Raw genomic sequence first — 25,024 nt, 5'->3', positions numbered from 1 at the left:
TCAGCCTCAGCGTACACCTGCTGGAATGTTGACGGTTTTTGTCAAAATATAAGAATTTATATGTTTCACACGATAACTTATCCTTCTATTTCTCGCTGAAACGGTACCGTCCTTAAAAAGGACGGCAAAGCCGTTTCCACTTGTCTAAATCTGGCTGTTTAGGATTCACAACCGGCAGAGGATTCCCCGATACTTATCCGGTCCCGCCTTGGGCTCTGGAGCTTACGTTGTCACGGTACTGGCCGGGGGTCATCCCTTCCTGCTTCCGGAAGGAGCGGATGAAATTTTGCGAATTGTTGTATCTGAGCCTTGCGGCAATGTCCTTAATTGGCATGTCGGTTTCTTCCAGCCATTTTTTGGCCATTTTGAACCGGTACATCGCCAGGTACTCACTGAAATAATATTGGGTCTCCTTGCGGAAGACGCTGCTGAGATAGTTGGCGTTGTAATGAAGGCGTGAAGCGCACTCCTCTAGCGTAAGATCCTTGTCATAATCATGCTGGACAATATCAATAATTTTCTCTGAAATGTTGTGATATTGGGCATTTTGCCGGCTGTGAAAAATCCGGATCATCGGCAGAATAACCATACTCCAGAACCAGTCCTCGATTTCGGCTACAATGTGGAGGTCGGTCAGCTCTTCGAATAAGGAGCCGTTCACATGATAAATCTGCTTCAGGCTAATTCCCGATTCCTGCATCATAATCAGGATATTATTGAGCAGACGGGTCAGCGGAATCTGGTACTCCTGCGGGGACAGTCCCAGCGCAAAAATACACTTGAACAGCTTATGCAGCAGCTCCTTCGCTTTTTCAGTATCGGCCAGCTTGATGGCGTCCATCAGATCATTTTCGGTATGCGAAGGATAGTTTAAGTTCAGATAATGTTTGCCGGAGTTGATGTTCTCGTATTGGATAATGATGCCTTTGCCGAGCGTAATCCGGTATTTGAGAGCTTCCAGGCCTTCTCTGTAGGCGATAGATATTTTATCAAAGGAATGGAAGGGCAGACTCAGGCCAATACTGACCTGCAGCTTCAGGTAGTTATTGATCTCCTGCTGCAGATTCTCTGTCAATGAATAGAGCGACCGGTGAAAAGCTTCTGCATTGCCCTCCTTGCTGCCAATCAAGGTCACCACGGCATGATCCATAATGACAGGCGCAAGCCTGCTGTCCGGGGGTACCAGTTCCTCGATCATATTATGCGCGGCAAATAACAGCAGATGGAGATCCTTTTTCTCATAGCTGGTATCCTCAGAGAAGTCGATGCTCAACGTGATGACAGCCATCGTCTTCCATTCTTCCATCTGAGTGTGATAGCCATATTGCTCCAGCTCTTCGAGCAGCTCGCGTTTTTTGACATTGCCCTGAAAGGCTTTGGTCAGGAAAAAGGTGCGGACCTGCCGGATATGCTGGCTGACCTCCTTCTCCAGCTGTGATTTGGACTGAAATAAATGATGCACCTGTTCGCCGATAAACTGGAACTCATCCGTATGCCGGGATTTGATTCCGGGTCTGCGCAGCCCCATCTGGTTGAGCAGTCTTTCGATCGGGCTGTACATACGGCGGGAGCCGAGCCATGCGAACAGGATGGACAGCAGCAGCATCACGGCACATACATACAGGGTATAGGTTCCGATTTTGTTGGATTCCTTCGTCAAACTCTCAATGGAGGTGACCGAGAGATAGATCCAGCCGTTCAATTGGGAACGCAGATAAGTGACGGAATAGTCCTTTTCGTCCATGACGGCTTTGAATTGTCCCGAAGGTTTATTGAGATCGGAGACGAGCGAAAGATCCGCAAATCCGCCCTTTTGCACAGGCTCTCCGATCATCGAACGGTCCGGGTGAAGCAGTATGGTGCCGGACTCATTCAGCACAATAATGCTGTCCAGCGGATCTACTTCCGAGTTGATGAAGTCCTGCAGGCTGCAGGCTGGAATATTTGCCAGGGCAAGTCCGTATTTTTGCAGTTTGTTGGTCGGCAGCTTTTTAATCAGACTGATGCTGTAGTCGCAGCCCGTCACATTGATGCTCTCCTCACTGTAGAACAGCGAGGAAGGGTTCAGCACCCAGGAGGTGTTGTCGGGAACATTCATCAGATTGGAGAGCTGCTCATAATTCTTATATTCGTTCAGGCGGTAGAGGCCGGAGTTTTTGATCATCCAATTTTGCCGTTGATTTAACAGGATCACATCTTCGAGCTTTGTATCAAAGGACTGCATATTACGGATTTCGTTTCTTAAGTCATTATATAAAATGAAATCGGTTACATTTAACGGGTTATTTAGTGCTTTTTTTAATACCGAAGAATTCACAACCTGGTTTAAGGTTTGGTTGACAGTAGTCAGCTTATGCTCTACATTTGAGTTAATTTGTAAAATAAGTTCCATTTTGCTTTTGTTAACATTTTTTTGAATTTCGCTGGAGGATGTGAGATAGGAGAAAGAGCCAATGAACACCACAGGCAGCGTACTGATGACAAAGGCGAATAAAGTTAATTTACTCAGGAAGCTTAAGTGTTTCACTGATTTTCAGCACCTTTACTTGGGTAGTAGCAACCGCCTCATTTAAGTGTATTCATCAGCTAGGATAATAACAATAATCATCTGGTGCCGCAATAATCATTATCTCTAATTATTACTTTGTATAGAAGATTATTCAATAATTAGCAGTTATATTTCACAAATGGGCGTAATTATGCTAGGTATGTACTGACCAAACTTTTAGGAGGATAAAGGGATGTCCAGAGTTTTTGCAGGGAGAACGGTGCGCCGATATTGCTGTTGGGTGTTGCTGCTCTCGTTCATTTTGTTAAGCGCTTGCAGTGACAACGAGTCACCCCGGACCGGTCCCGGAGAGACCGCGCCGTTCATTTCCATCCTGGCACCTCTGCATTTCCCTCAGCAGCCCTCCAAGGATATTATGGCAGAACTTGAGAAGCTGACAGGGGCTAAGCTCGACATTACCTGGGTTCCTGAAGGCGTCTACACAGATAAAATGAATACAGCATTGACAACCAATTCGTTAGGCAAAGTCACCTTTGTGAAGTTCACGGATTATAATCTGCTGAAAAGTGCGATCCGCTCAGAAGCTTTCTGGGAGATCGGGCCTTATCTGCAGGAGTTCCCGAATTTGAAACAGCTGGACCCTGCGATTCTTAACCAGGCTGCTGTAGACGGCAAAATCTATGGATTGTATACCGAGCGCCCTTCCTCCAGGCAAGGAATCATCATCCGCCAAGACTGGCTGGACCATCTTCAGTTAAGCAAGCCGCAAACACTGGATGAACTGTATGAGGTCATGAAGCAGTTTACGTATAATGATCCGGACGGAAACGGCAAACAGGACACCATTGGCCTGGTCGACCGCAACGATCTCGTGTACGGCGTGTTTAAGACACTCAGCTCCTATTTCGGTACTCCGAATAACTGGAAGCTGGAGAATCATCAGTTTATCCCTGAGTTCGTGACCCCTGAATATATGAACACCATGAATTTCATGCGGAAATTATATAATGAGAAAATGATAAATCAGGATTTCGCCTTAACCAGCAAGGAGGTCCAGCGGGATAAGTTTATCCGGGGAACGGCCGGTGTTTTTATTGGCAGCATGACGGATGTGCAGCGGCTCTCCAGTGAGGCTCAGACGATCAATCCGGCTGCTGAATTTACACTAATTAACCGGATTAAGGGGCCAAACGGATATAAAGTATGGTCCATCCCGAACTACAACGGCCTTTACCTGTTCTCCAAAAAAGCCATAGCCACGGAGCAGGAGCTGAAGCAGGTGCTTGGTTTTTTTGACCGGACTATGGACCGGGATGTCGCCAATCTGATGAAATACGGGTTCGAGGGCCGGCATTATAAGCTGGAAGGCGGGAAGGTGATTCTTCCGGAGGAGACTTCACAGCTGCGTGTAAATGAAGTGAATCCGCTCTACTCCCTGATGATCGCCGACTTCGGCAACAAGAACATTATGGAAGTGGAGAAAAAAGAGCAGCTGACCGCCCTGGCCGACCAGTTCAGCAAGGACAACGAACAGTTTCTCGTGGATGACCCGACCCTGCGCTTAAGCTCTCCAACCTATGATGAGAAAAATGTGGAGCTGTCGACGATTATCGTAGATGCGACCTACAACTACATCATCGGCAATATTACTGTTGAGGAATTCAACGAGCAGGTGGAAAAATGGAGAACAAGCGGCGGCAACCTGATCATCCAGGAATACACCGCCGCTGAGGCCCGGGCAGAGGCGGGCAAGTAGGATAGAAGGGCGGGGGATTGTAATCAGTCTCTTGGATTGACCCAGCCAGACTGCAGATTTCTCTCATTAGTAACTGTACATGTTCCCAATAATCTCCCCGCCCATGCCATGACGTTTCAACTAACTGTTCCTTGCACGCCCTATTGTTCACTCTACCTAACCCATTCCCACTAACAACAACTGCTACACATCCTAAATTCCATCCATCGCAAGTAACTTCTCCCCACTGCTCCAGGTTTTCTTCCCGACTAATCCCCACCGATTGTCCCCCACCGCAGAAACCAGCGGTGGTTTTTACTCTGCTCCCTTTCCATATGAATGGAAAGGAAAACCCTTAGAGAGGTGAACGTAACGAAGGGGAAGTTTGATCCTTACGGAGCGGCAGCGTTCGCCTTTATGTTTGGATTTCTACCGCCGCCAGCGGTTCAAATCAGGAAATCCAAACATAACAGCGACCGGAAGTCCAAACATTCCCCGCAGTTACCCCCACCGCTCCCATAGCCCCATCCTAGTTACCTCCACCCAACCTCCGGTTTTCGTTTCCATTTATAACCCAGTAATCATTTGCTCACACCCCACCCCCAAACGCCCCATTATGAGTAAATGATTGTATTCGAAACCTGGCCGAGGCTGTAGTCTGTTGCTTGTAACCAATACAAGTCAAACGGAGGTCAAAATGGTATGAATAAAAAATCCTTCACCCTGCTCCTGAGTGCATTGTTAACGTTCAGCATGTTGACAGCGTGTTCAGGCAACAACAACAACAATAAGGAAGCAGCGGCGACAAAAGATCCCGGTACAAGCGGGGGGACCAACACCGCGACAACAGAACCGGCACCAGAGCCGGAGAAACCGACAGAAATTAAGATTATGCTTCCCCTGAACACGACAGAGACTCCACCGGACACAATCAAAGCGGAAGTGGAGAAATTGACCAATACGAAGCTGACCTATCAATTTTTCCCGGCGGATACCTATGAAGAGAAGCTGAATTCATCGTTTGCCACAGGTTCATTGCCGCAGGTGACCTATTTGAAGAATCAGACGACCTTCCTGCAGATGAAGGAAGCGATCAAGGATGGACAGTTCTGGGAGATCGGTCCTTATCTGACGGAATTCCCGAACCTGAACAAGCTGAAGCCGGAAATCCTCAATAACACCAAAGTGGACGGCAAGCTGTACACCGTGTATATCGGACGGCCGCTGGCGCGTCAAGGGATCATTTACCGCAAGGACTGGGCAGATAAATTGGGGCTGAAGGCACCTGCGAATCTAGATGAGCTGTTCGCCATGGCGAAGGCTTTTACGGAACAGGACCCGGATGGCAACGGCAAAAAAGACACCACAGGGATTGTGGACCGGAATGAGCTGGTATACGGAGCTTTCAAAACCGTCTCCTCCTGGTTCGGAACCCCGAACAACTGGGGCGAGAAGGATGGCCAGCTTGCACCGGAATTTATGTTCCCGCAATATATCGATGCGATGGACTACTTCAAAAAGCTTCGTGATTCCGAGTACATGAACCAGGATTTCGCGGCTACCAGTAAAACAGATGCTGTAAATATGTTCACCAGCGGTAAAGCGGGCCTGTATATCGGCGGATCCATGCCTGATATTGATAACCTCAATAAGGATCTGATCAAGAATGTCCCGGATGCCGTTTTGGATGCGCACAGTATGGTCGCCGGACCGGATGGCAAGATTACCCAATGGATGATTCCGGGCTATAACAACGTGGTCCTCTTCCCGAAAGGCGCAGTCAAGGATGAAGCCGAGCTGAAGAAGATTCTGGCGTTCTTTGACAAGATGATGACTCCTGAGGTTGCCAACCTGATGTACTGGGGGATTGAAGGCACACACTACACCGTTGAAGACGGCAAAGCGAAGCCGGCGGATGACAAAGAGCTGATTGAACGCGAGGTTAAAGGCTATAAGGACAGCGTTATCGGTGAATACGAAACCAACGGGATGTACCAGCCTTTGAACGTGCTGCCAGGCCGGATTCATGCTGATGAACTGGCGCTGGAGAACGTCAAATTCGGAGTGGCTGACCCTACGGCTGCCCTGGATTCGGCGACCTATACCTCCAAGGGCGTTGAGCTTCAACAGATTATTACGGATGCTACCTACAATTATATCTATGGACAGCTGGACAAGGCCGGATTTGAAAAAGAAGTGGAATCCTGGAAGAGCCGGGGCGGTGCAGCCATTATCGAAGAATACAACGCCGCATACAAGAAATAGGATGACAGTCGTGAACGGTTAGGCTAAGGCCCAGTGAAGAAGGCTGCCGAAGCAGCTTCAGCAGCCTTCTGATTCATACGAAACCGGCAGTCAGATGATCAATTTATGAAGCAGAAAGGAAGAGTATTATGCAGGAAGTCACCGCTCAGCCCAGCGCAATTCCTGAGCTGGAGCCCAAAAAATACAAAAGCAGCAGTGAACTCAAAAAGCGGCTGTGGAGAAATAAACTGCTTTACGTCATGCTGATACCGGGAGTGCTGTTTTTTGTTATTTTTAAATACTTTCCAATGTACGGCTTGGTCATTTCCTTTCAGGATTACAAGCCTTATCAGGGGATCCTCGGCAGCAATTGGGTAGGGCTTGAGCATTTCAAGCGGCTGTTCTCGGAGCCGGATTTTCTCAATATCCTGGGGAATACGCTGATTTTGTTCGGAATGAATATCATCTTTTATTTTCCGATTCCGATTATCCTTGCGCTGATGCTGAATGAGCTGAGAGGCACATTTTTCAAAAGATTGTTCCAGACACTCGTTTATCTGCCCCACTTTATGTCATGGGTTATCGTCGTTTCCATTACTTTCGTTATGGTCACGATGGACGGAGGAATTATTAACGAGCTATTGGTCTATTTCGGCCTTCCCAAGGTGAATTTCCTGCTGAATCCCGACTGGTTCAGGCCAATGTATATCATTCAGGTCATTTGGAGAGAAGCAGGCTGGGGCACCATCATTTATCTCGCAGCCATTGCGGCTGTGGATCCCGGACTTTACGAAGCTGCGCGCATGGACGGAGCCGGCCGGCTGAGACAGGTCTGGCACATTACCCTTCCGGCGATCCGAAGCGTCATTATTACACTGCTGATTCTGAAAATCGGTTCCGTGCTGGATCTTGGATTTGAACACGCCTATCTGCTGCTCAACTCCATGAACCGGGAAGTGGCGGAAATTATTGATACGTACGTGTATACCGCAGGTTTGAGACAAGGACAATTCAGTTACAGTACGGCTATTGGCTTCTTTAAATCAGTGATTGGACTCATTATGGTCATGTCGGTCAACAAATTATCGAAGAAAATGGGAGAAGAAGGCGTTTATTGAGAGAAATGCGGGAGGAATTCAAATGGTAGAAGACAGAACGATCGGCGGCCGGATCTTTGCTGCTGTTAACTTTACGCTGTTGGCCCTCATTGCACTTGTGACGGTGCTTCCATTTATCCACGTGGTAGCAGGCTCCTTCACAACCAGTGCGGAGCTCGCGGCCAACAAATTTGTACTGATTCCAAAAGTATGGAGCTTTGAGGCGTACAAGTTTATTTTCTCGACGGATACGATTTTTAGAGCGCTGGGAGTTTCGATTGGGGTTACGCTCATCGGTACAGCATTCAGTATGTTTATAACAGCTTTAATGGCCTACGGCCTCTCCAGAAGGGATCTGGACGGGCGCAATGTTATTAACTTTTTGGTCGTGTTCACGATGCTGTTTCACGGCGGGATGATTCCTACGTTCCTGGTGGTGAAGGAGCTGGGGCTGATTGATTCCTATGCGGCTCTAATTCTGCCTTCGGCAATCAGTGCGTTTAACATGATTATTCTCAAGAACTTCTTTCAGAATATCCCGGAGGGTCTTGAGGAATCCGCCAAAATTGACGGCTGCAACGACTTCGGCATCCTGTTCCGGATTGTATTGCCGTTATCTTTGCCCTCGATTGCGACAATTTCCCTGTTCTATGCGGTGACGTATTGGAACACCTATATGAGTGCCATTCTCTACCTGGATGACAGCGCCAAATGGCCGATCCAGGTGCTGCTGAGACAAATTGTCGTGCTGGCCAGCGGGATGGATTACAGCTCTTCGCTCGATGCTGCGGTTCCGCCGCCGGATCAGACGATCAAGATGGCCGTTATCGTGGTGGCAACCCTGCCGATTCTGATGGTTTATCCGTTCTTGCAGAAGCATTTTGCCAAAGGGGCTATGCTGGGATCAATGAAGGGTTAACCGCCAAAGGACAGGTATTCTTATGTTGGAAGGGGTAGTAAGATGATTGGCAGTCTGCCGAAAACACCCATGGAATGGGCAAAAAAAGCCTGTGACTCTTTAATGGATACTTATCAAGCGGGAGAGCTTCCTCCTGCACATCGCTGGCATTACCATCAAGGCGTGTTTCTATGCGGGATGGAGCTGCTCTGGGAAGCTGTCCGGGAGGACCGCTATCTGGAGTACATCGGTCAATATGTGGATGATCTGGTGGATGATCAGGGCAATTTCTATTTTGCCCGCGATGAGCTGGATGCGGTTCAGGCAGGACTGCTGCTGTTCACACTGCATGAACGGACCGGCAAGGGCAAGTACCGGACGGCTGCCGATAAGCTGAGAAATCTGCTGCTGACAGTAAACAGAACCGCCGAAGGCGGATACTGGCACAAGGATAAGTATCCTTATCAAATGTGGCTTGACGGGCTCTATATGGCTGGAGTCTTCTCGCTGAAATATGCTAATGCTTACGGGGAAGCCGGCTTGCGGCAAACCGTGCTGCATCAAGAGAAGCTGATGCGCAAATATATGAAGGATGAAGCTACCGGCCTCTTGTACCATGCCTGGGATGAGAGCCGGCGGATGCCTTGGGCCCATCCCGAAACGGGCTGCTCTCCCGAGTTCTGGAGCCGGTCCCTGGGCTGGTACGGTCTGGCATTGTCGCAATTTCTGGACCTGCTGCCGGCGGATGAACCGGGCCGGGCGGAGCTGGCTGCTGCGCTGAGCGAATTCGTGCAGGCCTTGATCCGTTATCAGGATAAGGACAGCGGACTGTGGTACCAGGTCGTGGATAAGGGCGATGAGCCGGATAACTGGCTGGAAACGTCGGGGTCCTGCCTGTTCGTCTACACCATCGCCAAAGCGGTGAAGTTGGGTCTGGCTACTGAAGAAGCAGCAGCGGTGACAGCAGCCCAAAAAGGCTATGAAGGCCTGATCTCGGTGCTTCAGCAGGATGATCAGGGCCGCGTGATCCTGCCGGATATCTGCATCGGCACTTCGGCGGGCGACTATGAGAATTATGTCACCCGGCCTAAGGTCAGCAATGATCTGCATGGAGTGGGGGCGCTCGTCATGGCTTGTGTGGAGATGGAGTCTTTGTACAGAATGTAAGAGGATGAAGCGGGAAGCTCTGCAGCGGTTGGAGCGCTGCTCGGGAGGAAGGGAGACCCATGTATAACATTGCGGATTACGGAGCGCTGCGGGATAGTCCAGTGCCGGCAACGGGAGCTATTGCGGATGCCATTGCGGCTGCGAGCAGAGACGGCGGCGGAACGGTAGTTATCCCGGCCGGGACTTTCCGGCTGTGGAATCCAGATGGGAAGGCGTGAAACGGCAAGTGCATGCGTCCTGCATTTACGGGGAGGATCTAGTGAATGTATCCATTACCGGAAGCGGAACTCTGGAGGGCAATGGCGCCCCCTGGTGGAACAAGCACCGGAATCACCCGGAGGCGCTGGAGTATCCCCGTCCAACGCTGATCGGATCTAACAACTGCACCCGGGTTACGATCAAGGATGTAATGCTGCTGAACTCACCGAGCTGGATGGTGAATCCGATCTGCTGCAGCAATGTGACGATCGACAATATCTCTTACACCGGAAGGTTCACGGTGCTGTACCTAAGCTATGCTGCTGCTTACCTTTACCTTTTGTTCAATAGGTTTACTAGGAACTGTGGCCCTTTTGGGCCATAGTTCTTTTTTTGATCTTCGGAGAGTCCAGGGAAATATTTACTTTACGGCTTTTTCCTTTGCAATATAAGCAGGTATCGCATATAATTAGTACCAAGTACTAATACCAGATACTATTAATGAGGTGATTTCATTGGCGGGTGCGAAAATTACAGCGATTGGATCTTATGTGCCAGTCCGGAGGCTAACCAATAGCGATTTGGAACAGATGGTAGAGACGAACGATGAGTGGATTGTCCAGCGAACCGGAATCCGCGAGCGGAGAATCAGCCGTGAAGATGAATATACCAGTGATTTATGTGTTTCTGCCGCGCAGGATCTGCTGAAGCGTTATGGCAAGTCTGCCGGGGACGTGGATATGGTTATTGTGGCTACCAGCACGCCTGACTTTTCTTTTCCTTCTGTAGCATCCATAATTCAGCACCGTCTTGGGATTCCGCTTACAGCCGGAGCTGTCGATATGAGTGCCGCCTGTGCAGGTTTTGTCTATGCCTTGCATACGGCCCACGCTTATGTCGCATCAGGATTGCACCGCAAGGTTCTGGTTCTTGGGGCAGATGCGCTGTCCAAAATTACAGACTATACCGACCGCAGCACCTGTATCCTTTTTGGGGATGGGGCCGGGGCGGTTCTTGTGGAGAGCGATGAGCCCGAGGACAGCTTCCTCGGCTTCCATCTGGGCAGTGACGGCGGCGGAGCACATCATGTGTACCGCACGGGCCTGTCGCATAAGGTGAACGGGATTGAACTGATGAATTCAGGCAAGCTGGTGCAAAATGGCCGGGAGGTTTTCCGCTGGGCGGTAAGAACCGTACCCCAAGGCATCCAGCAGGTGCTTAAAAATGCGGGGGCAGAGCTTGCGCAAGTGGACTGGCTGATTCCGCACAGCGCCAACCTGCGGATGATCGAGCCCATTTGTGAGCGCTTGGATTATCCTCTTGAGCAGGCACTGTACAGCCTTGAATATTTCGGCAATACGTCGGCCGCAAGCATACCACTCGCCCTGGACCTGGGTGTCCGCGAGGGCAAAGTGCTGAATGGCCAGCAGATTCTATTGTACGGATTCGGCGCGGGTCTGGCCCATGCAGGTCAACTTCTAAAGCTGGCACTGGACCCGCAGGTCGAGCTTCCGGCGCAGCTTTAACAGGTACCAGCCGTCTTCCCAGGAAGCGGCTGTTTTTATTGAAATATTAGAATTTAAATGCTTCAAGCTATAAATTATCCTTCTATTTCTCGCTGAAACGGATAATACACCGGCTCGGTTACTTCTGCTGAGTAAAAGTGTCAGGAACATTGTTAGTATTCTGCACAGTACAACTGGACTGCTGGGTGAAATTTGAGGCATAAGTGCATTTGAATTTGCCGCATTTGTGTTCAGATCTCCACTTGCCCCCTATAGTCTTGACAAGGACAGACTACTCGCTGCATACTAATTAAACAGGGTTTATTAAGTGACTTTATTATATGTCGGAGGATACTTATGGAGAAGGCTAACGGTTATTTAATCAAAGATATTAATCTCAACCTTGTGCGGCAGGCCATGAAGCAGATTGGAACGGGATCTAAGTCACAGCTGGCAGTTTTGACCAAGCTAAGCGTGGTTACTATTAATTCACTGGTCAAGGAATTGGTTCAGCTCGGTGAATTGTCGGAAGACGAAACGGTCCCATCCAATGGGGGCAGACCTGCGCTTACTTACCGCTACAATTACGGATTTAGCCTGGCGCTGGTCATTCATATGAATGAGAAGCAGGGTGAGGATGTAGTTGTTGTGACAGTAATTAATTTAGGGGATGAGATTATAGAGCAGGAAGAATACGGCATACCGCTGTTCAATCTTGAACGGTTTTTTAAATTGATTGAGCAATATTTGTCGAAACACCCTACCATCAAGGTGATTGGGATCGGTATTCCCGGCCAGTCAGTCAATGGGGAAATCAAAGTAAGCAGTCATGACCAGCTGAAAGGCGTAAGATTGAGCGAAGTTATACAGGAGCAATTTGGATTGCCGGTTGTGTTGGAAAACGATGTGAATGCTGCGATCAGCGGGTACTGTTCCCGAACCGAGAAAGATGATAATCAATGTGTGCTTGGTGTATATTTTCCAAGATCCTATCCTCCTGGCATGGGGATTTATTTGAACGGGAGTGTAGTGAAGGGCAAGGACGGCATGGCTGGTGAAATTAAGTTTCTTCCGGTGGAGGTGGACTGGAACAATCCGGTCAAGCCTGAGGTGTTTATTGAGGCAGCCTGCACGATTATTCATACGGTGAATGTTGTGCTTGCTCCGGATGAAATTGTTATTTACCAGAGCCTGATGGATGAGGAAACCTGGGGCAGCGCTTGGGAATTGTACAGAACTCAGCATGCAATGCCTTCCATGCCGAGCATCATTCTGCTTGATTCATTTCATGAAGACTTTGAGGCAGGGATGCGCTGGCTAACCTTAAAGCAGCTGGAGCCTGATATTTGGGGCAATTGATGCCCTGTTATCCGGGAAATCACAGAGAGGAAGAAACATAACTATGGCAACTTGGTTTCTAATCATTATCTATCTTTCATTTATCAGCTTGGGCATTCCTGATTCGTTGCTGGGATCGGCCTGGCCGGTGCTGCATCTGGAAATCGGCGCTCCCTTTGGATCGGCAGGTCTCATCTCTATGATCATTGCCGGAGGGACCATCGTCTCAAGTCTGGTAAGCGGCAGCATCATTAAAAAACTGGGCACAGGGACGATTACCCTGATCAGCTGCTGTATGACCGCTGGTGCGCTGCTGGGCTTTTCCTTTGCGCCTTCACTGGTTTGGTTGGCGGTTCTGGCCATTCCCCTGGGACTTGGAGGCGGAGCGGTAGATGCTGCGCTCAACCATTATGTAGCCGATAATTACAAAGCCCACCACATGAGCTGGCTGCATTGTTTTTGGGGTGTCGGTGCGACGGCGGGGCCGATGATCATGTCCTATTATATGGCGAACCACAATTCGTGGAGAGAAGGCTATTCGGCCGTTTCGATCATCCAGTTGGGTCTGGTAATCATTTTGCTTGTCACCCTTCCGTTATGGAAGCGGGTAGCGAAGCTGCATCATGCTGCAGAGGTTGTGAATTCGAACGAAGCCCAGTCTGACGGGCTCGAGGGGAGTAGAACCGGCATATCTTCCCCGCCTGCCAAAGAGAAGGTTCATCCCATTCGCCTCAAGGGCGTTAAATTCTCGCTTCTCGCATTCTTGTTTTATTGCGGTGTCGAATCCACAGTAGGGTTATGGGGGGCCAGCTATTTAGTAGGGGCAAGAGAGGTGTCAGCCGAATTAGCCGCAGGCTGGATTTCTATGTACTATGGCGGAATCACCATCGGCAGATTGATTACCGGATTTGTGACCCTAAAGATCAGCAACCGGGTGCTGATTCTGGCGGGTCAGCTTACAGCTGCCCTAGGTGGATTGCTGCTGCTGCTTCCACTGCCTGACGTTATGACCCTCGTTGGACTCATCCTGATCGGGCTGGGGCTTGCGCCGATATATCCCGGGCTGCTTCATGAAACACCGGCCCGTTTCGGCAAAGAGAACTCCGCGCAATTAATGGGGTACCAGATGGCAGTTGCCTATACAGGAACAACCTTGCTGCCCCCATTGTTTGGTCTGATTGCTTCCGGAATTAGCATCAGCCTGTTTCCGGCCATCGTATTGGCGTTTTTGCTATTGATGATGCTGAGTTCAGAGCAGGTGAACCGGGTCCTGAAACGAAGCCGGTCAGAAGCGTAGGCCGGGTGCAAGAGATCAGCCGGTATGATTATTCTTATAGGTAAAAGCTGTTCAAGCTTTTAATCTATAAGACAAAGGAGGCACGACTATTGCTAGTGATCGAAATCTTGTTTGGTATCGTATTTCTTATAGTGTTGTATTGGATCGTCCGTAAAATTGTCAATTCTCCTTCGGTGCAGAAACATGCGGCAGAGAGGGACAAAAAGTTTAAGGACGAATTCGAACACGGGGCTTATAAAGAGGATTGGTGAGGTTAAGCATTCAACCGGCTGCCGCAGGATTCGCGGACGATTAGCGCCGGTTCAACGACAAACGAACCGCCTTCTGATTGATTGTTAATTAGATCGAACAGCATATGAGCCGCAAGTACGCCAAGCCGTTCTTTGTTCTGGCGGATCGTTGTCAGCGTAGGACTGGTGTATTTGCAGGCCTCAATATCGTCACAGCCGATGATGGCGATATCTTCAGGGATGCGCAGTCCGTGTTCCTTCAAGGCGCGGATGGCCCCAAGTGCCAGCAAATCGGAAGCGGCAAAGACCGCTTGCGGCAGGCGGCCTTTCCCGATGAGCGTCTGCATGGCCGAATAACCGCTGGCTTCAAAGAAATCCTCTCCATGTACGAACCACGTGGGATTCATCACCAGACCAAAATCTTCGATTGCCTTGATATACCCTGCTTCCCGCCGGTTGGAAATATCTGAATCCGCCGTACTGCCGATAAAGCCAAGCTCCCTGTAGCCAAGCAGATAGAAATGCTCCACGACCTTGGAGGAGATTTGATAGTTGTCCGACATCACATATCCCGATTTTTTACCCTTAAGCTCCAAATCTACACCGATGCAGGGAATGCTGCTCATATCAAGGTCGCGGATCGAGGACTCCATCTTCTGCCCGGAGATAATCACGCAGCCGTCCACATGAAAATGCTGGCAGCGCGCGAAATAATCACCGCTGCTGATAAATTTCTCGTTGGAGAAAAAAATCAGATCGTACCCCAGCACACCCATCTGTTTCTTGAAGGAGTTCAGCACCTCGATGAAAAAGGGATGGGTAAATTCGACATTAAATTCACCGGCAAAAATGACCCCGATCAGACTCGACTTTTTGGTGGCCAGTGTTTTCGCAGAATTCGAGGGGGAATATCCGGTTTGTTCGATAATCTCCAGCACCCGCTGTTTCGTTTTTTCCGAAACATCGCTGTAATTATTCATGATTTTCGAGACCGTTGAGACGGAGACACCTGCCATTTCGGCAATTTTCTTAATATTCATTTGCATGGTAAAGCCACCCTCCGACTGATCATGAATTCTGGGAAAACGACTGATATACTGCGGTTTTGGTCCATCGATAACACTTTATCCGTTGCGAAAATCAGTTATTCCTAGTCTATTAAACTTGTTGGTACAAGTCAATCCGCAGCTGTTATTTCCGAAACCGATTTCGGCCTGGATTTACATTTATAAATCCGCAGCAAATAGTAAATAATAAACGGCCATGGCCCCTTTGCGGGGCCATGGCCGTATTTATTATGCGGAGCAGCAGGGAGCTCACGCTCCGTGTTTACTTTTCTTTGGGAATGAAGTCGAATATCTTGCCGGTTTCCAGGGCTTCAATCAGCTTCAGCAGCCAGCGGTAGTACTTAATGGCTTCTTCAATCTTTGCTTCATCTGTATTCAGGAGCTTCTCAATATCCGGATTGTCAGCATATTCGGTTTTTATTTGTTTGATTTCAGCAAGCGATTTAGCCAGTGCGGACATATTTCCCTCTACGGCTTTTCTCCATTTAATTGAAAAATAATCACTGAAATTCTGATGCCAGTCGGGAACGACCTCGAACAGATCCTTTCGGGTTCCTTTTCCCCACACCTTGTCGATCATCTTCAGGTCAAGTAAGGTGCGCACTCCTGTACTCATGGATGTTTTGCTCATTCCCATTGTACGGCTTAGCTCGTCCAGCGTTACGGGGCCTTGATTAAAGTACATGTAACCGTATAAATGCCCAATGGATAGGGTGATCCCGTACAAATCCATATTTTTGCCAATGGAATCAATGACCCGCTCGCGGACCTTGCTGATTTTCTCTATTTGCTCGGGCGGAAGCCCTTCTAAATCGTTCATGATGTCCCTCCTGAGGATTAGGCTAATAAACTGCAAACCTCTCCAATGTATTGTAATCAAATCTGCTGCAATAAGTAAAGAATTCATGCAGAACGGAATATGGCGTAAAACAGAGTATTCTATACGTAAAGTATGTAAAGTTAAAACTGTACACTAATTTTTTAGCGAATATGCACTTTGCGTCGCTTTTCACAACTCCGTTACACTTGTTGAGAAGCACAAACGTGAAATATAAGGGGAAGAAGGAGGTCACCATGGCAATTATAGAGGTAAAAGAACTTACCAAAGTATTCGGTCATGATGCGGGACGGGCACTTCCATTACTAGCACAAGGTTGGTCTAAAGAGAAGATTGCCCGTGAGGCCAAGCTGACGGTTGGTGTCAACAAGGCTGAATTCAGCATCAAAGAAGGAGAAATATTTGTCATCATGGGTTTGTCAGGCAGTGGCAAATCCACGCTAGTCCGTTTATTGAACCGTCTGATTGAGCCCACAGGGGGCCAGGTCTTTTTTAAAGGCAATGATGTGGTCAAAATGAATCCTGAAGAGCTGCGCCGGTTCCGGCGTAAAAATATCGGCATGGTCTTCCAGAAGTTTGCATTGTTTCCGCATCGCACGGTGCTGGCTAATGCCGAATATGGTCTTGAAGTACAGGGTGTGGAGAAAAAAGAGAGAACCCGGCTTGCCATGGAGGCACTGGAGCTTGTAGGACTTAAAGGCTGGGAGGACCACCGCCCTGATCAATTGAGCGGAGGCATGCAGCAGCGTGTGGGTCTTGCACGCGGTCTTGCCAATGACCCGGATATCCTGCTGATGGATGAAGCCTTCAGTGCGCTTGATCCGCTGATCCGCAAGGATATGCAGCAGGAGCTGCTGGAGCTGCAGGCAAGAGTGAAGAAGACGATCGTATTCATTACGCATGACCTGGATGAGGCCCTGCGGATCGGTGACCGGATTGCTTTGATGAAGGATGGTGTGATCGTCCAGATCGGCACTCCGGAAGAGATCCTTATTCAGCCTGCAAACAAATATGTGGAGCGGTTTGTGGAGGATGTAGACTTGTCAAAAGTCCTGACAGCTGCGCATGTGATGCGCCAGCCGGAAATGATCCGGCCGGAGCGCGGTCCGCGTGTTGCGCTTCAGCTGATGCGGGACAGCGGCGTATCCAGCCTCTATGTGGCGAGCAATGAAATGAAGCTGCAAGGTGTACTTACGGCAGAGAAAGCGCTGGAGGCACTCAAGGAGAATAAAAGCATTCTTGAAGTGATGGTCCGTGAAATTCCCCGTGTACGTCCGGACACGCTGCTGAACGACCTGTTCGAGCTGATGTCTGAGACACATCTGCCGGTTGCGGTAGTGGATGAAGAGGATAAGCTAAAGGGCATTGTGATTAAAGGGGCAGTACTTTCCGCCCTTGCAGGCAATGCGGTACCGGAAGGAGGCATCGGTTCATGAATTTACCTAAATTACCTATAGGCAAGGGGATTGAATGGCTGGAGGACTGGCTGACTACGTATTTCGGGCCGTTCTTTGATCTCATTCATGCGGTTATTGGAGGCATGGTGGACGGAATCGATGCGGCTTTAACCTTCCTTCCGGCTATCGTCCTCACGGTGATTATCGCCGCCTTGGCTTACTGGATCGGCAAATGGCGGATGGCTTTATTCGCAGTGATCGGGCTGCTGCTGATCGACAATCTGGGTCTATGGGATCCTTCTATGCAGTCCCTGGCCCTTGTGCTTACTGCATCACTGCTTGCTGTGCTGATTGGTGTTCCGGTTGGCGTGTTTTGCGCGCAAAGTAAGACTGTTCAAAATATTGTGACTCCGATACTGGACTTCATGCAGACGATGCCTGCATTTGTGTATCTGCTGCCGGCGGTATCCTTTTTCTCGCTTGGCGTAGTTCCCGGAGTCATTGCTTCTATTATATTTGCTATTCCACCTACGATTCGTCTGACGAACCTGGGGATACGCCAGGTGTCGCCGGAACTCGTAGAGGCTGCGGATGCGTTCGGTTCGACGGCGGGCCAGAAGCTGTTTAAGCTGCAGCTACCGATTGCTATGCCTACGATTATGGCCGGCATTAATCAGACGATTATGCTGTCGCTGTCGATGGTCGTCATTTCGTCGATGATCGGCGCACAAGGGGTAGGGGCCTATGTATACCGGGCGGTATCACAGGCTAAGACTGGCGCAGGCTTCGAAGCAGGGATTGCCATTGTAATTATAGCGATCCTGCTTGACCGTTTGACGCAGAAGCTGGTTAAACCTAAACAATAATGACGGGAGTGTTTTATTTAGATGAAGAAAAAAGGATTCGGATTGCTGTTGACGGCGTTGCTGGTATTTGCAATTGCCGGCTGTTCATCAAGTGAAGGAAAATCTGTGAAGCTGGCATATGTGGCCTGGGATTCGGAAATTGCCAGCACGTATGTAGTCAAAGAGGTTCTGGAGTCCAAGCTGGATGCGAAGGTGGAAATGCTTCAGGTTGATGCTGGACCGATGTGGGCCGGGGTTGCGGATGGAAGTGCAGATGGAATGGTAGCTGCCTGGCTGCCGAGCACCCATGCTTCCTACCTGGAGCAGTATGGAAAAGATATAGAGGATCTCGGGGCCAACCTGGAAGGAACCAAGACAGGTCTGGTTGTTCCCACTTATATGGACATCAACTCCATTGAGGATTTGAACAATCCGGAAATGGCAGCAGCGCTGAACAACCGGGTTATCGGGATTGAACCCGGAGCAGGAATTATGATGGCCACCGAAAAGGCGCTCACTGACTATAAACTGAGTGATTATAAGCTGCTGGAAAGCTCGTCGGCCGCTATGGTTCAAGAACTGGAGAAGGCATATACCAATAATGAGCCGATTGTAGTAACGGGCTGGACGCCGCACTGGATGTTCGCTAATATGGATCTGAAGTATCTGGAAGATCCCAAAAACGTATATGGCGGAGCAGAGCAGATTCACACTATGATACGAAAAGGATTGAAGGAAGATATGCCGGAGGTGTACAACTTCCTCGATAAGTTCACTTGGACACCTGAGGAAATGGCCCAGGTTATGGTGGAGATTCAAGCCGGGAAATCGCCTGAGGATGCTGCCAAGAGCTGGGTAGAAGCGAATGAGGATAAAGTGAATACTTGGATTGCTGCAGAATAATAATAACTGTGCCGGTACTGCAGAGTCATTTTGCAGCGGGTTAAGATGTGTGCTATGATTAGGCCAACATAAGGCTACAATTTTGTAACCTGTAGCCGGACATTGTTCCCGCCATAACACATTCTTTAGCAGGATCATCAACAAACACCCCGTAAGGGGTGTTTTTCTTGAAGAATTAGTGATTTATAAGGACTCAGCGGAGCTGATGCTGAAAGGAGTCACGAAAGGGGACGGCTCCATGACGGAGGTCATAAACGGCTGGATTGATTGGCTGCTGCAAAGTCTTGGGCTGAACGGGCCGTATATTCTGTTAGCGACGATTCCGCTTACGATTCTGCAGAGTTTGTTCGGATTTTTTCCGCTGGCGATATTGATTGTTCTGCATGTCTCCGAGTTTCATGTGATCGGCGGCATGCTGGTCAGCTGGCTGGCTTGTAATTTAGGCGCTATACTCGTGTATTTTCTCTTCCGGCGGTACCTCTATGGCTGGTTCGACGAGAAATGGAGATCCAAGCTGAAGCGCTATGACAAGTGGCAGCGTTATTTGGACCGCTACGGCATCTGGACGCTGGTGCTGCTTCGCACCATTCCGATTGTTCCCAGCAACGTAATCAATTTCATGGCGGCGGTCTCGCCGATCAAAGCCTCGTCTTATATTTGGGGTACGGTGCTCGGCAATCTGTCCTTCATCTGGCTGTTCGGAACGATCGGCTCTTCACTGGTTGTCCCCAGAGAGGAATGGAACGGATTTCTTGCCTGGTATGCGGTTTTTATTATTATTTTGCTGGGTATCTTTATCCGGCGGCATTGGGGCCATCTGCAGGAGGATAAGCGGAGCCGGATGCAGTGATAGCTTTAGGAATTATGGACATGAACGTTTCTCACGGTACTTCGCACCGTGAGAGGCGTTCTTCTTTTTTGTCCTCTTCCCGAATAGCTATAGTAAGGGGCGGCGGCTTGACCGCAGGAATGCAGGGGGGACTTAGACTCATGGGCAGAATAAAAAAATGGGGAAGCCGCAGGGCAGTTATGCCAAGCCTGCGCCTGCGGGTGCGGCTGCCGAAATTCAGCTTGGGCAGCATGCCAAGACCGGCCGGGCGAAGCCCCGCGTTTAAGGCGAAACCGGCCAAGCCGGGAATCAGAGCCGCTGGACAAGGAGCGCGGTTCTCGCCAAAAAGACGGGGGAGCAGGTTCAGCTTCTCCGGAGGAGGAGAGCGGAAGAAGGCGGTTTCCGTTTCCGTCCAGAAGCCGCAAAAGCCGCGCAGACGGGGCCGCTTCTGGATCATCCTAAGCCTGCTGCTGATATTGGCGGTGCTTCAAGGGCTGCGTTATGTCGAGCAGCATTTAAAGCCGCCGATTATTCATCTGGCGCAAATCCGGGTGAAGCAAATTGCCACGGAGTCGATCAACAAGGCGATTACCTCACAGGTGGCCGATGCAGGAGATGCCGAAGCGCTGATTGACTGGAAGACGGATAAGGAAGGCAAAATATCGGGCTTTATGCTCAATTATAGAGAGCATATGCGGATTACCTCGCAGGCTGCGGAGGTCATTCAGTCCACGCTGCAGGAGCTGCATAATCAGACGGAGCATATCCCGCTCGGCCAGGCGCTGGGCAGTCCGCTCATCGCTTCCTTCGGGCCGGATGTGCCGATCAAGATCGAACCGCAGGGTGCAGTTAAAGTAGAGCTGAACACCCGCCAAAAAAATGCCGGAATTAATATGATTCTGGTTGAGGTCTTCATTCATGTTGTCACTGAGGTTGCGGTCGTCATTCCGTTCGACATGGAGCCGCAGGTGGTGGATACGGAAATTCCCGTATCTTATCTGATGGTTGTCGGCGATGTTCCGATGTACTATTACGACAATCAAGGCCAGCCAGTCGGTGAGAATGGAAATAACGCACCGGGCATTGCCATTCCGGCTCCGCAGGCAAGCGGGGAGAAGAGCGGAGCTGGCGAGGGCGAGGGCGAGGGCGAGGGCGGTTCAGATACTGATGAAAGCGGCGAGAGCAAAGATCCGCAAAGCGGCAGCACGAATGATCCGCCCGCGGGCAGCAATACTTCCGGCAATGCCGGAAACGCAGGCAATGGCGGAGCGGAGACGGAAGGCGGCGGCGAATAGCTTAGGAAAATTGGATTTAATTTGGGATAATCAGGAAAAATCCGCCAATGGAACAGGGATATCACCGCGTAGCGTTCATACACTATAGTTAGCAAAGTTTTAACTAATGGAGTGTGAGCCTGATGCCGTATGATTCTATGGATTCTGTCCGCTTGGAGCGTCTGGCCGGAAGATACAGCTATCTGGAGCGTGAAGGATTACTGCCGCTTCCGGTAATAGACGGAATAACAATTGTGGTTGAACTGCGCTGTGCCGCGTGGGCGGAAGAATGCTTGCGGCTGCTGCTGCTGCATTCCGGCCCTGGCGTCCGTGTGATTGGCGTTCCGCTGGAAGAGGATTTTGCTTTGCTGCCCCTCTCGGAGCAGTTCTCTGGAGAACATGCCGTGTCTTTTCTCCCCTACAGGAATGGGGAGTATAGGGTGAATGAGGCCTTGGCATATGCCGAGACCTTATTTGTCGTATTGCTTCAGGATTCCGTCATGGTTACTGCAGGCTGGCTCGCAGATCTGCTCTGGCCGGCCATTGATGATCCGGTTGTCGGGGTAGTTGCCCCGCGTTCCTCTACGGAAGAAGCGGAAGGCAGGGAATTGCAGCTGTTTGACGATTTTTCTAAACTGTCCGCATACGTAAGCCATACCCGGCTTCGGCGGCAAGGCGAATGGCGTAGTGTGGATGTGCTGAGCGGTGCCTGCCTGCTCTTCACCCGGGAGCTGCTGCTCAGGGTGGGCGGTTTCGATGCATCGCTCCGCCAGCGGCGCCTAATGGTGGCCGATTGGTGCCTGCGGGCCCGGCAGCTGGGGAGAAGGCTCGCGCTCAGTGATGCTCTGTATGTTCACACGCTTCATCCGCTTGAAGACGGAAGTTATTCTTTGAATGGCATAGACCAAGGGGCTGAAGAGGAAGGCAGGCGGGCGTACTGCGCCAAATGGAATTTGCCCGGCGTCTCTGGGAGTGGAGGAAGTCTCCAGGTACCTGCGGAGCTTTCCGTCTATCCGCAGCAGCCCGCCATACCGCTCGGCCATTCTTCCGTGATCGTTCCACTGGTGACAGCGGTTGTTTATTTTGAAGAGAAGTGGAACACGGAAACATCGCTTAAGCGATGTCAGTTGCTGCAAGAACAACAGAGTTATGACAATATCCGCTGGGTATGGATCAGAGACAGTGCAAACGATGTTGCTTCCGGATTTCCGGTCCAGGAGAGGGACGCAGTGATTACGGTACAGGGAGAAAAACCTTGGCTGCATGCGCTGGAGAATGTATCCGCACTCTACGAAAGCGAAGCAGTAGTGTATTTGTCCGCTTCTGCAGAATATGACCACCGTTATGTGGAGAGAATTGTGCAGGCTGTGCGGCAGGGTTCAACCGATATTGTGGTGAGCCAGGAAGATGAGCTGCAGGGGCCATTGACCGGAGGTCTTCCGCTGTTTCTTCCGCTTGAGCATTCCGCCCACCGGGGCGGAATTATGCCTGGCCGAATTGGGCGGCGGGAGGAGCCGACCCGCCGCAGCCTGCAGCTCGTTCCCGCAGAAAAGCTGACTATAGGGTATACTGCCGGGCTTCGCGGCGGAGAAATATCGCCATCCCCGAGTAACGGAGGGGGACGGCTATGAACTATCTTATCCTCAGTTCTGTTCCCTGGGAGGCTTATAAATATAAGAGGCTGCTCGACCTCCTGTCAGACCGCGGGGAAGTTTTGTTTGCGGGGGGAATGACACCGGGCCAGCAGGAGGAATATGACATCCATTCCTTGAGCCTGGCGGAGATTTACAAGCTGAATGCCAAGGAATACACGGTGCTCGTCTCCTCCCCGTATTGGCTGCCGGATGTAATGACACTGGAGCCAGCCTATACCGTGGCACTACTGGAAGCTTGTCCCGAAGGCGAAGACAGCGGACTGTGGGACAAATACAGCGCGCTGCTTGCTGCCAGAGCCGATCTGGTGGCCACCGCTTCAGAACGGCTATATCTGGAGCAGAATCTGCGCAGAGACGGGGTCGTCTATCTCAGCGGGGACAGTCCCTTATCGTATGGAATCATCCGCCGGGGAGACGGGCTGTTCTTTCTCTCCGGCTATGAAGCGATATGGACGAGAGCGCTGGGAGAACTGTGGCAGCCATCCGCAGGATCGCCTGTGTCTTGGCTTGATATCCAGCGGCGGCATCGTGCGGATTTCTATCTGTCCATGTGCGAGAAGCTGCCCGATCAGCCGACCGTGCATTATCTGGCAGCCTCCTATTTATATTTGCTTGGGGACGAGGCGGCCTCCCGGTATTTGACGCAATCCTTCGAGCTGATGCTGCTGCATGATTATACGGACTGTCTGCATTCCCATTACCGGTTTTTCTCGGCTATTGAAGCCAAGCAGGGCCATCTGGAGCTTGCTGCCGCGCAGTATGCCATTACAGCCTTTACAGACGAAGAAAGGGCGAGGGCAGCGGAGATGCAGAACTGGCTGGACCATGGCCAAAAAGAGCTGCTTCAGGCGGAAATCTGCCGTGTGAACGAGGATTCGGCGGCGGCGATCATAATTTTGTCCGGTTCATCCTATACGGAGGCGAAACTGCTGCTGCTGCTGAACTACATTGAAACCTATCAATGGGAAAAAGCACTGCAGCTCCAGCGTGAAATGGAAGCCGGCAGCGATGCGGGGGTAGGTAATGCTGCGGCAACGTCACCTCCAGCAAAAGGCGCGGCGGCGGCAAGCCAGCAGCTGCCGGTGATCGAAGGTACGCTGCATCTGCTGCATGGCAGGCGGCATGCCGCCATCCGCAGCTTTCTGCGGGCGGCCGGAGCAGACCATCAAGCCCGGCCACTGTTTGCCGAAATGGCCGATCTGGAAGAGGCAGTCGGACGACTGAGGGGGAGAGTAGATGAGTAACCGTGAACCTCTGCGCAAATCCTCCGGCAACCGGCTGACCGCGATGATGCAGGTGCGCAATGAGAGCGGGCGACATCTGGAGCGGGTGCTTGAGGAACTGAGCGATTTTGTAGACGATATCGTCATTGTCGATGACGGAAGTACGGATGGTACGGCGCGGCTGTGCAATTCTTTCGCCAAGGTGTCAAAGCTGGTGACGCTGGAAAGCTCGCTGTTCAGCCGGGAATGGGTGCTCCGGCAGACGCTCTGGGATCTGGCGGTGTCCACCGGACCAGACTGGCTATTATCTGTCGATGCCGATGAATTCTACGAGGAAGAGGCGAAGCGGGAGATGCGGCGCCTTATTGATCAGGATGTTTACGACTGGGTAGCCTTCCGCCTGTATGATTTTTGGGGCGGAACTACCCATTACCGTGAGGATGAACATTGGAATATTCACATGAAGCATACCCGCACGCTGGTCCGCTATCTGCCGCATTTTCATTATTTTTCGCCCCGGATGGATCATCATGTTCCCCGGCTCCCGCTTTCCTACGCCATCCTGCCGGGTTTTCTAGCCGAACTGCGTGTGAAGCATTACGGCTGGGCTGTGCCGCCGGAAGAGCTCCGGCAGAAATACGAGCGTTATCTGGAGCTTGATCCTGAGGGGAAATGGGGGAGTCTGGAGCAATACCGTTCCATTCTGGATGAGAATCCCCGTGTAATAGAGTGGAAAGAAAAGCGCGGCACGTAAACAGCCGTAGTAAGGGGAAGA

At 50.6% G+C, this 25,024-nt stretch carries 20 protein-coding genes and 1 pseudogene; 18 read left to right on the top strand and 3 right to left on the bottom strand.

Translation table 11 applies throughout. The features are described from left to right. Window positions 1-193 precede the first annotated feature (193 nt). Entirely contained in the window at window positions 194-2,527 is a 2,334-nt protein-coding gene (locus NST99_RS28400) for an AraC family transcriptional regulator (RefSeq protein ID WP_341096175.1), read from the bottom strand. A 214-nt stretch (window positions 2,528-2,741) separates the two neighbouring features. Between NST99_RS28400 and NST99_RS28395 the strand changes: the two genes are divergently transcribed. The 10 genes and pseudogenes from NST99_RS28395 (at window position 2,742) to NST99_RS28350 (ending at window position 14,239) form a co-directional block, all read left to right on the top strand. Then, window positions 2,742-4,265, top strand: coding sequence for an extracellular solute-binding protein (locus NST99_RS28395; RefSeq protein ID WP_341096174.1), 1,524 nt, complete (start codon window positions 2,742-2,744; stop codon window positions 4,263-4,265). Window positions 4,266-4,946: 681 nt separating this feature from the next. Continuing rightward, on the top strand, window positions 4,947-6,509 hold the full coding sequence (locus NST99_RS28390; protein WP_341096173.1) for an extracellular solute-binding protein: 1,563 nt from the start codon (window positions 4,947-4,949) through the stop codon (window positions 6,507-6,509). A 128-nt stretch (window positions 6,510-6,637) separates the two neighbouring features. Next, window positions 6,638-7,606 carry an ABC transporter permease gene (locus NST99_RS28385; RefSeq protein ID WP_341096171.1) on the top strand — a complete coding sequence of 323 codons (969 nt, stop codon included), beginning with the start codon at window positions 6,638-6,640 and terminating at the stop codon, window positions 7,604-7,606. Window positions 7,607-7,628: 22 nt separating this feature from the next. Then, window positions 7,629-8,504: a carbohydrate ABC transporter permease gene (locus tag NST99_RS28380; RefSeq protein WP_038596255.1), complete on the top strand. Its 876-nt coding sequence runs from the start codon at window positions 7,629-7,631 to the stop codon at window positions 8,502-8,504. Window positions 8,505-8,546: 42 nt separating this feature from the next. Continuing rightward, window positions 8,547-9,650 carry a glycoside hydrolase family 88/105 protein gene (locus tag NST99_RS28375; protein ID WP_341096169.1) on the top strand — a complete coding sequence of 368 codons (1,104 nt, stop codon included), beginning with the start codon at window positions 8,547-8,549 and terminating at the stop codon, window positions 9,648-9,650. A 59-nt stretch (window positions 9,651-9,709) separates the two neighbouring features. Next, window positions 9,710-10,131 (top strand): annotated as a pseudogene (locus NST99_RS28370) (glycosyl hydrolase family 28 protein); the annotation flags it as partial. A gap of 232 nt (window positions 10,132-10,363) precedes the next feature. Further along, a complete protein-coding gene (locus tag NST99_RS28365; protein WP_341096167.1) occupies window positions 10,364-11,374 on the top strand; it encodes a ketoacyl-ACP synthase III in 1,011 nt (336 codons plus the stop codon). Window positions 11,375-11,710: 336 nt separating this feature from the next. Further along, window positions 11,711-12,712 carry an ROK family protein gene (locus tag NST99_RS28360; protein WP_341096165.1) on the top strand — a complete coding sequence of 334 codons (1,002 nt, stop codon included), beginning with the start codon at window positions 11,711-11,713 and terminating at the stop codon, window positions 12,710-12,712. Window positions 12,713-12,755: 43 nt separating this feature from the next. Beyond that, the gene (locus tag NST99_RS28355; protein WP_341096163.1) at window positions 12,756-13,988 is read left to right on the top strand and encodes an MFS transporter; all 1,233 of its coding nucleotides are present in this window, start codon (window positions 12,756-12,758) and stop codon (window positions 13,986-13,988) included. Between the two features lie 89 nt (window positions 13,989-14,077). After that, window positions 14,078-14,239 carry a hypothetical protein gene (locus NST99_RS28350; RefSeq protein WP_341096161.1) on the top strand — a complete coding sequence of 54 codons (162 nt, stop codon included), beginning with the start codon at window positions 14,078-14,080 and terminating at the stop codon, window positions 14,237-14,239. A gap of 2 nt (window positions 14,240-14,241) precedes the next feature. Here NST99_RS28350 and NST99_RS28345 read toward each other — a convergent pair whose 3' ends face one another. Then, window positions 14,242-15,258: a LacI family DNA-binding transcriptional regulator gene (locus tag NST99_RS28345; protein ID WP_341097777.1), complete on the bottom strand. Its 1,017-nt coding sequence runs from the start codon at window positions 15,256-15,258 to the stop codon at window positions 14,242-14,244. A 289-nt stretch (window positions 15,259-15,547) separates the two neighbouring features. Then, window positions 15,548-16,105 (bottom strand): GbsR/MarR family transcriptional regulator, encoded by a 558-nt coding sequence (locus tag NST99_RS28340; RefSeq protein ID WP_341096159.1) that lies wholly within the window; start codon window positions 16,103-16,105, stop codon window positions 15,548-15,550. A gap of 254 nt (window positions 16,106-16,359) precedes the next feature. On the opposite strand from NST99_RS28340, the gene NST99_RS28335 reads away from it, so the two are divergent. From NST99_RS28335 to NST99_RS28300, 8 genes are all read left to right on the top strand, one after another. After that, on the top strand, window positions 16,360-17,559 hold the full coding sequence (locus NST99_RS28335) for a quaternary amine ABC transporter ATP-binding protein (protein ID WP_341096157.1): 1,200 nt from the start codon (window positions 16,360-16,362) through the stop codon (window positions 17,557-17,559). After that, window positions 17,556-18,386, top strand: a complete 831-nt coding sequence (locus NST99_RS28330; protein WP_038596241.1) for an ABC transporter permease — start codon at window positions 17,556-17,558, stop codon at window positions 18,384-18,386. Before NST99_RS28335 ends, NST99_RS28330 begins: the two co-directional genes overlap by 4 nt. A gap of 21 nt (window positions 18,387-18,407) precedes the next feature. Further along, entirely contained in the window at window positions 18,408-19,268 is an 861-nt protein-coding gene (locus tag NST99_RS28325; protein ID WP_341096154.1) for a glycine betaine ABC transporter substrate-binding protein, read from the top strand. Between the two features lie 178 nt (window positions 19,269-19,446). Beyond that, complete coding sequence (locus tag NST99_RS28320) at window positions 19,447-20,118, top strand: TVP38/TMEM64 family protein (RefSeq protein ID WP_341096152.1); 672 nt, start codon at window positions 19,447-19,449, stop codon at window positions 20,116-20,118. A gap of 140 nt (window positions 20,119-20,258) precedes the next feature. Further along, complete coding sequence (gene yunB / locus NST99_RS28315; RefSeq protein WP_341096151.1) at window positions 20,259-21,392, top strand: sporulation protein YunB; 1,134 nt, start codon at window positions 20,259-20,261, stop codon at window positions 21,390-21,392. A 122-nt stretch (window positions 21,393-21,514) separates the two neighbouring features. Then, entirely contained in the window at window positions 21,515-23,002 is a 1,488-nt protein-coding gene (locus NST99_RS28310) for a hypothetical protein (protein ID WP_341096149.1), read from the top strand. Beyond that, window positions 22,999-24,270 carry a hypothetical protein gene (locus NST99_RS28305; protein ID WP_341096147.1) on the top strand — a complete coding sequence of 424 codons (1,272 nt, stop codon included), beginning with the start codon at window positions 22,999-23,001 and terminating at the stop codon, window positions 24,268-24,270. The genes NST99_RS28310 and NST99_RS28305 overlap by 4 nt, the downstream gene beginning before the upstream one ends. Beyond that, window positions 24,263-25,003, top strand: a complete 741-nt coding sequence (locus tag NST99_RS28300; RefSeq protein ID WP_341096146.1) for a glycosyltransferase — start codon at window positions 24,263-24,265, stop codon at window positions 25,001-25,003. The genes NST99_RS28305 and NST99_RS28300 overlap by 8 nt, the downstream gene beginning before the upstream one ends. The last annotated feature ends 21 nt before the right edge of the window (window positions 25,004-25,024 follow it).

It is taken from the genome of Paenibacillus sp. FSL L8-0470 (genome assembly GCF_038008625.1).
Taxonomy (GTDB): Bacteria; Bacillota; Bacilli; order Paenibacillales; family Paenibacillaceae; genus Paenibacillus_AQ.
The sequence above is the reverse complement of the archived record's forward strand: the minus strand, read 5'-3'. Positions and strand labels throughout refer to the sequence as shown.

Coding starts and splice junctions, on each gene's coding strand:
- NST99_RS28395 (WP_341096174.1), top strand. CDS start 2,742: ATGTCCAGAGTTTTTGCAGGGAGAACGGTGCGCCGATATTGCTGTTGG.
- NST99_RS28390 (WP_341096173.1), top strand. CDS start 4,947: ATGAATAAAAAATCCTTCACCCTGCTCCTGAGTGCATTGTTAACGTTC.
- NST99_RS28385 (WP_341096171.1), top strand. CDS start 6,638: ATGCAGGAAGTCACCGCTCAGCCCAGCGCAATTCCTGAGCTGGAGCCC.
- NST99_RS28380 (WP_038596255.1), top strand. CDS start 7,629: ATGGTAGAAGACAGAACGATCGGCGGCCGGATCTTTGCTGCTGTTAAC.
- NST99_RS28375 (WP_341096169.1), top strand. CDS start 8,547: ATGATTGGCAGTCTGCCGAAAACACCCATGGAATGGGCAAAAAAAGCC.
- NST99_RS28360 (WP_341096165.1), top strand. CDS start 11,711: ATGGAGAAGGCTAACGGTTATTTAATCAAAGATATTAATCTCAACCTT.
- NST99_RS28355 (WP_341096163.1), top strand. CDS start 12,756: ATGGCAACTTGGTTTCTAATCATTATCTATCTTTCATTTATCAGCTTG.
- NST99_RS28345 (WP_341097777.1), bottom strand. CDS start 15,258: ATGAATATTAAGAAAATTGCCGAAATGGCAGGTGTCTCCGTCTCAACG.
- NST99_RS28340 (WP_341096159.1), bottom strand. CDS start 16,105: ATGAACGATTTAGAAGGGCTTCCGCCCGAGCAAATAGAGAAAATCAGC.
- NST99_RS28335 (WP_341096157.1), top strand. CDS start 16,360: ATGGCAATTATAGAGGTAAAAGAACTTACCAAAGTATTCGGTCATGAT.
- NST99_RS28330 (WP_038596241.1), top strand. CDS start 17,556: ATGAATTTACCTAAATTACCTATAGGCAAGGGGATTGAATGGCTGGAG.
- NST99_RS28325 (WP_341096154.1), top strand. CDS start 18,408: ATGAAGAAAAAAGGATTCGGATTGCTGTTGACGGCGTTGCTGGTATTT.
- yunB (WP_341096151.1), top strand. CDS start 20,259: ATGGGCAGAATAAAAAAATGGGGAAGCCGCAGGGCAGTTATGCCAAGC.
- NST99_RS28310 (WP_341096149.1), top strand. CDS start 21,515: ATGCCGTATGATTCTATGGATTCTGTCCGCTTGGAGCGTCTGGCCGGA.
- NST99_RS28305 (WP_341096147.1), top strand. CDS start 22,999: ATGAACTATCTTATCCTCAGTTCTGTTCCCTGGGAGGCTTATAAATAT.
- NST99_RS28300 (WP_341096146.1), top strand. CDS start 24,263: ATGAGTAACCGTGAACCTCTGCGCAAATCCTCCGGCAACCGGCTGACC.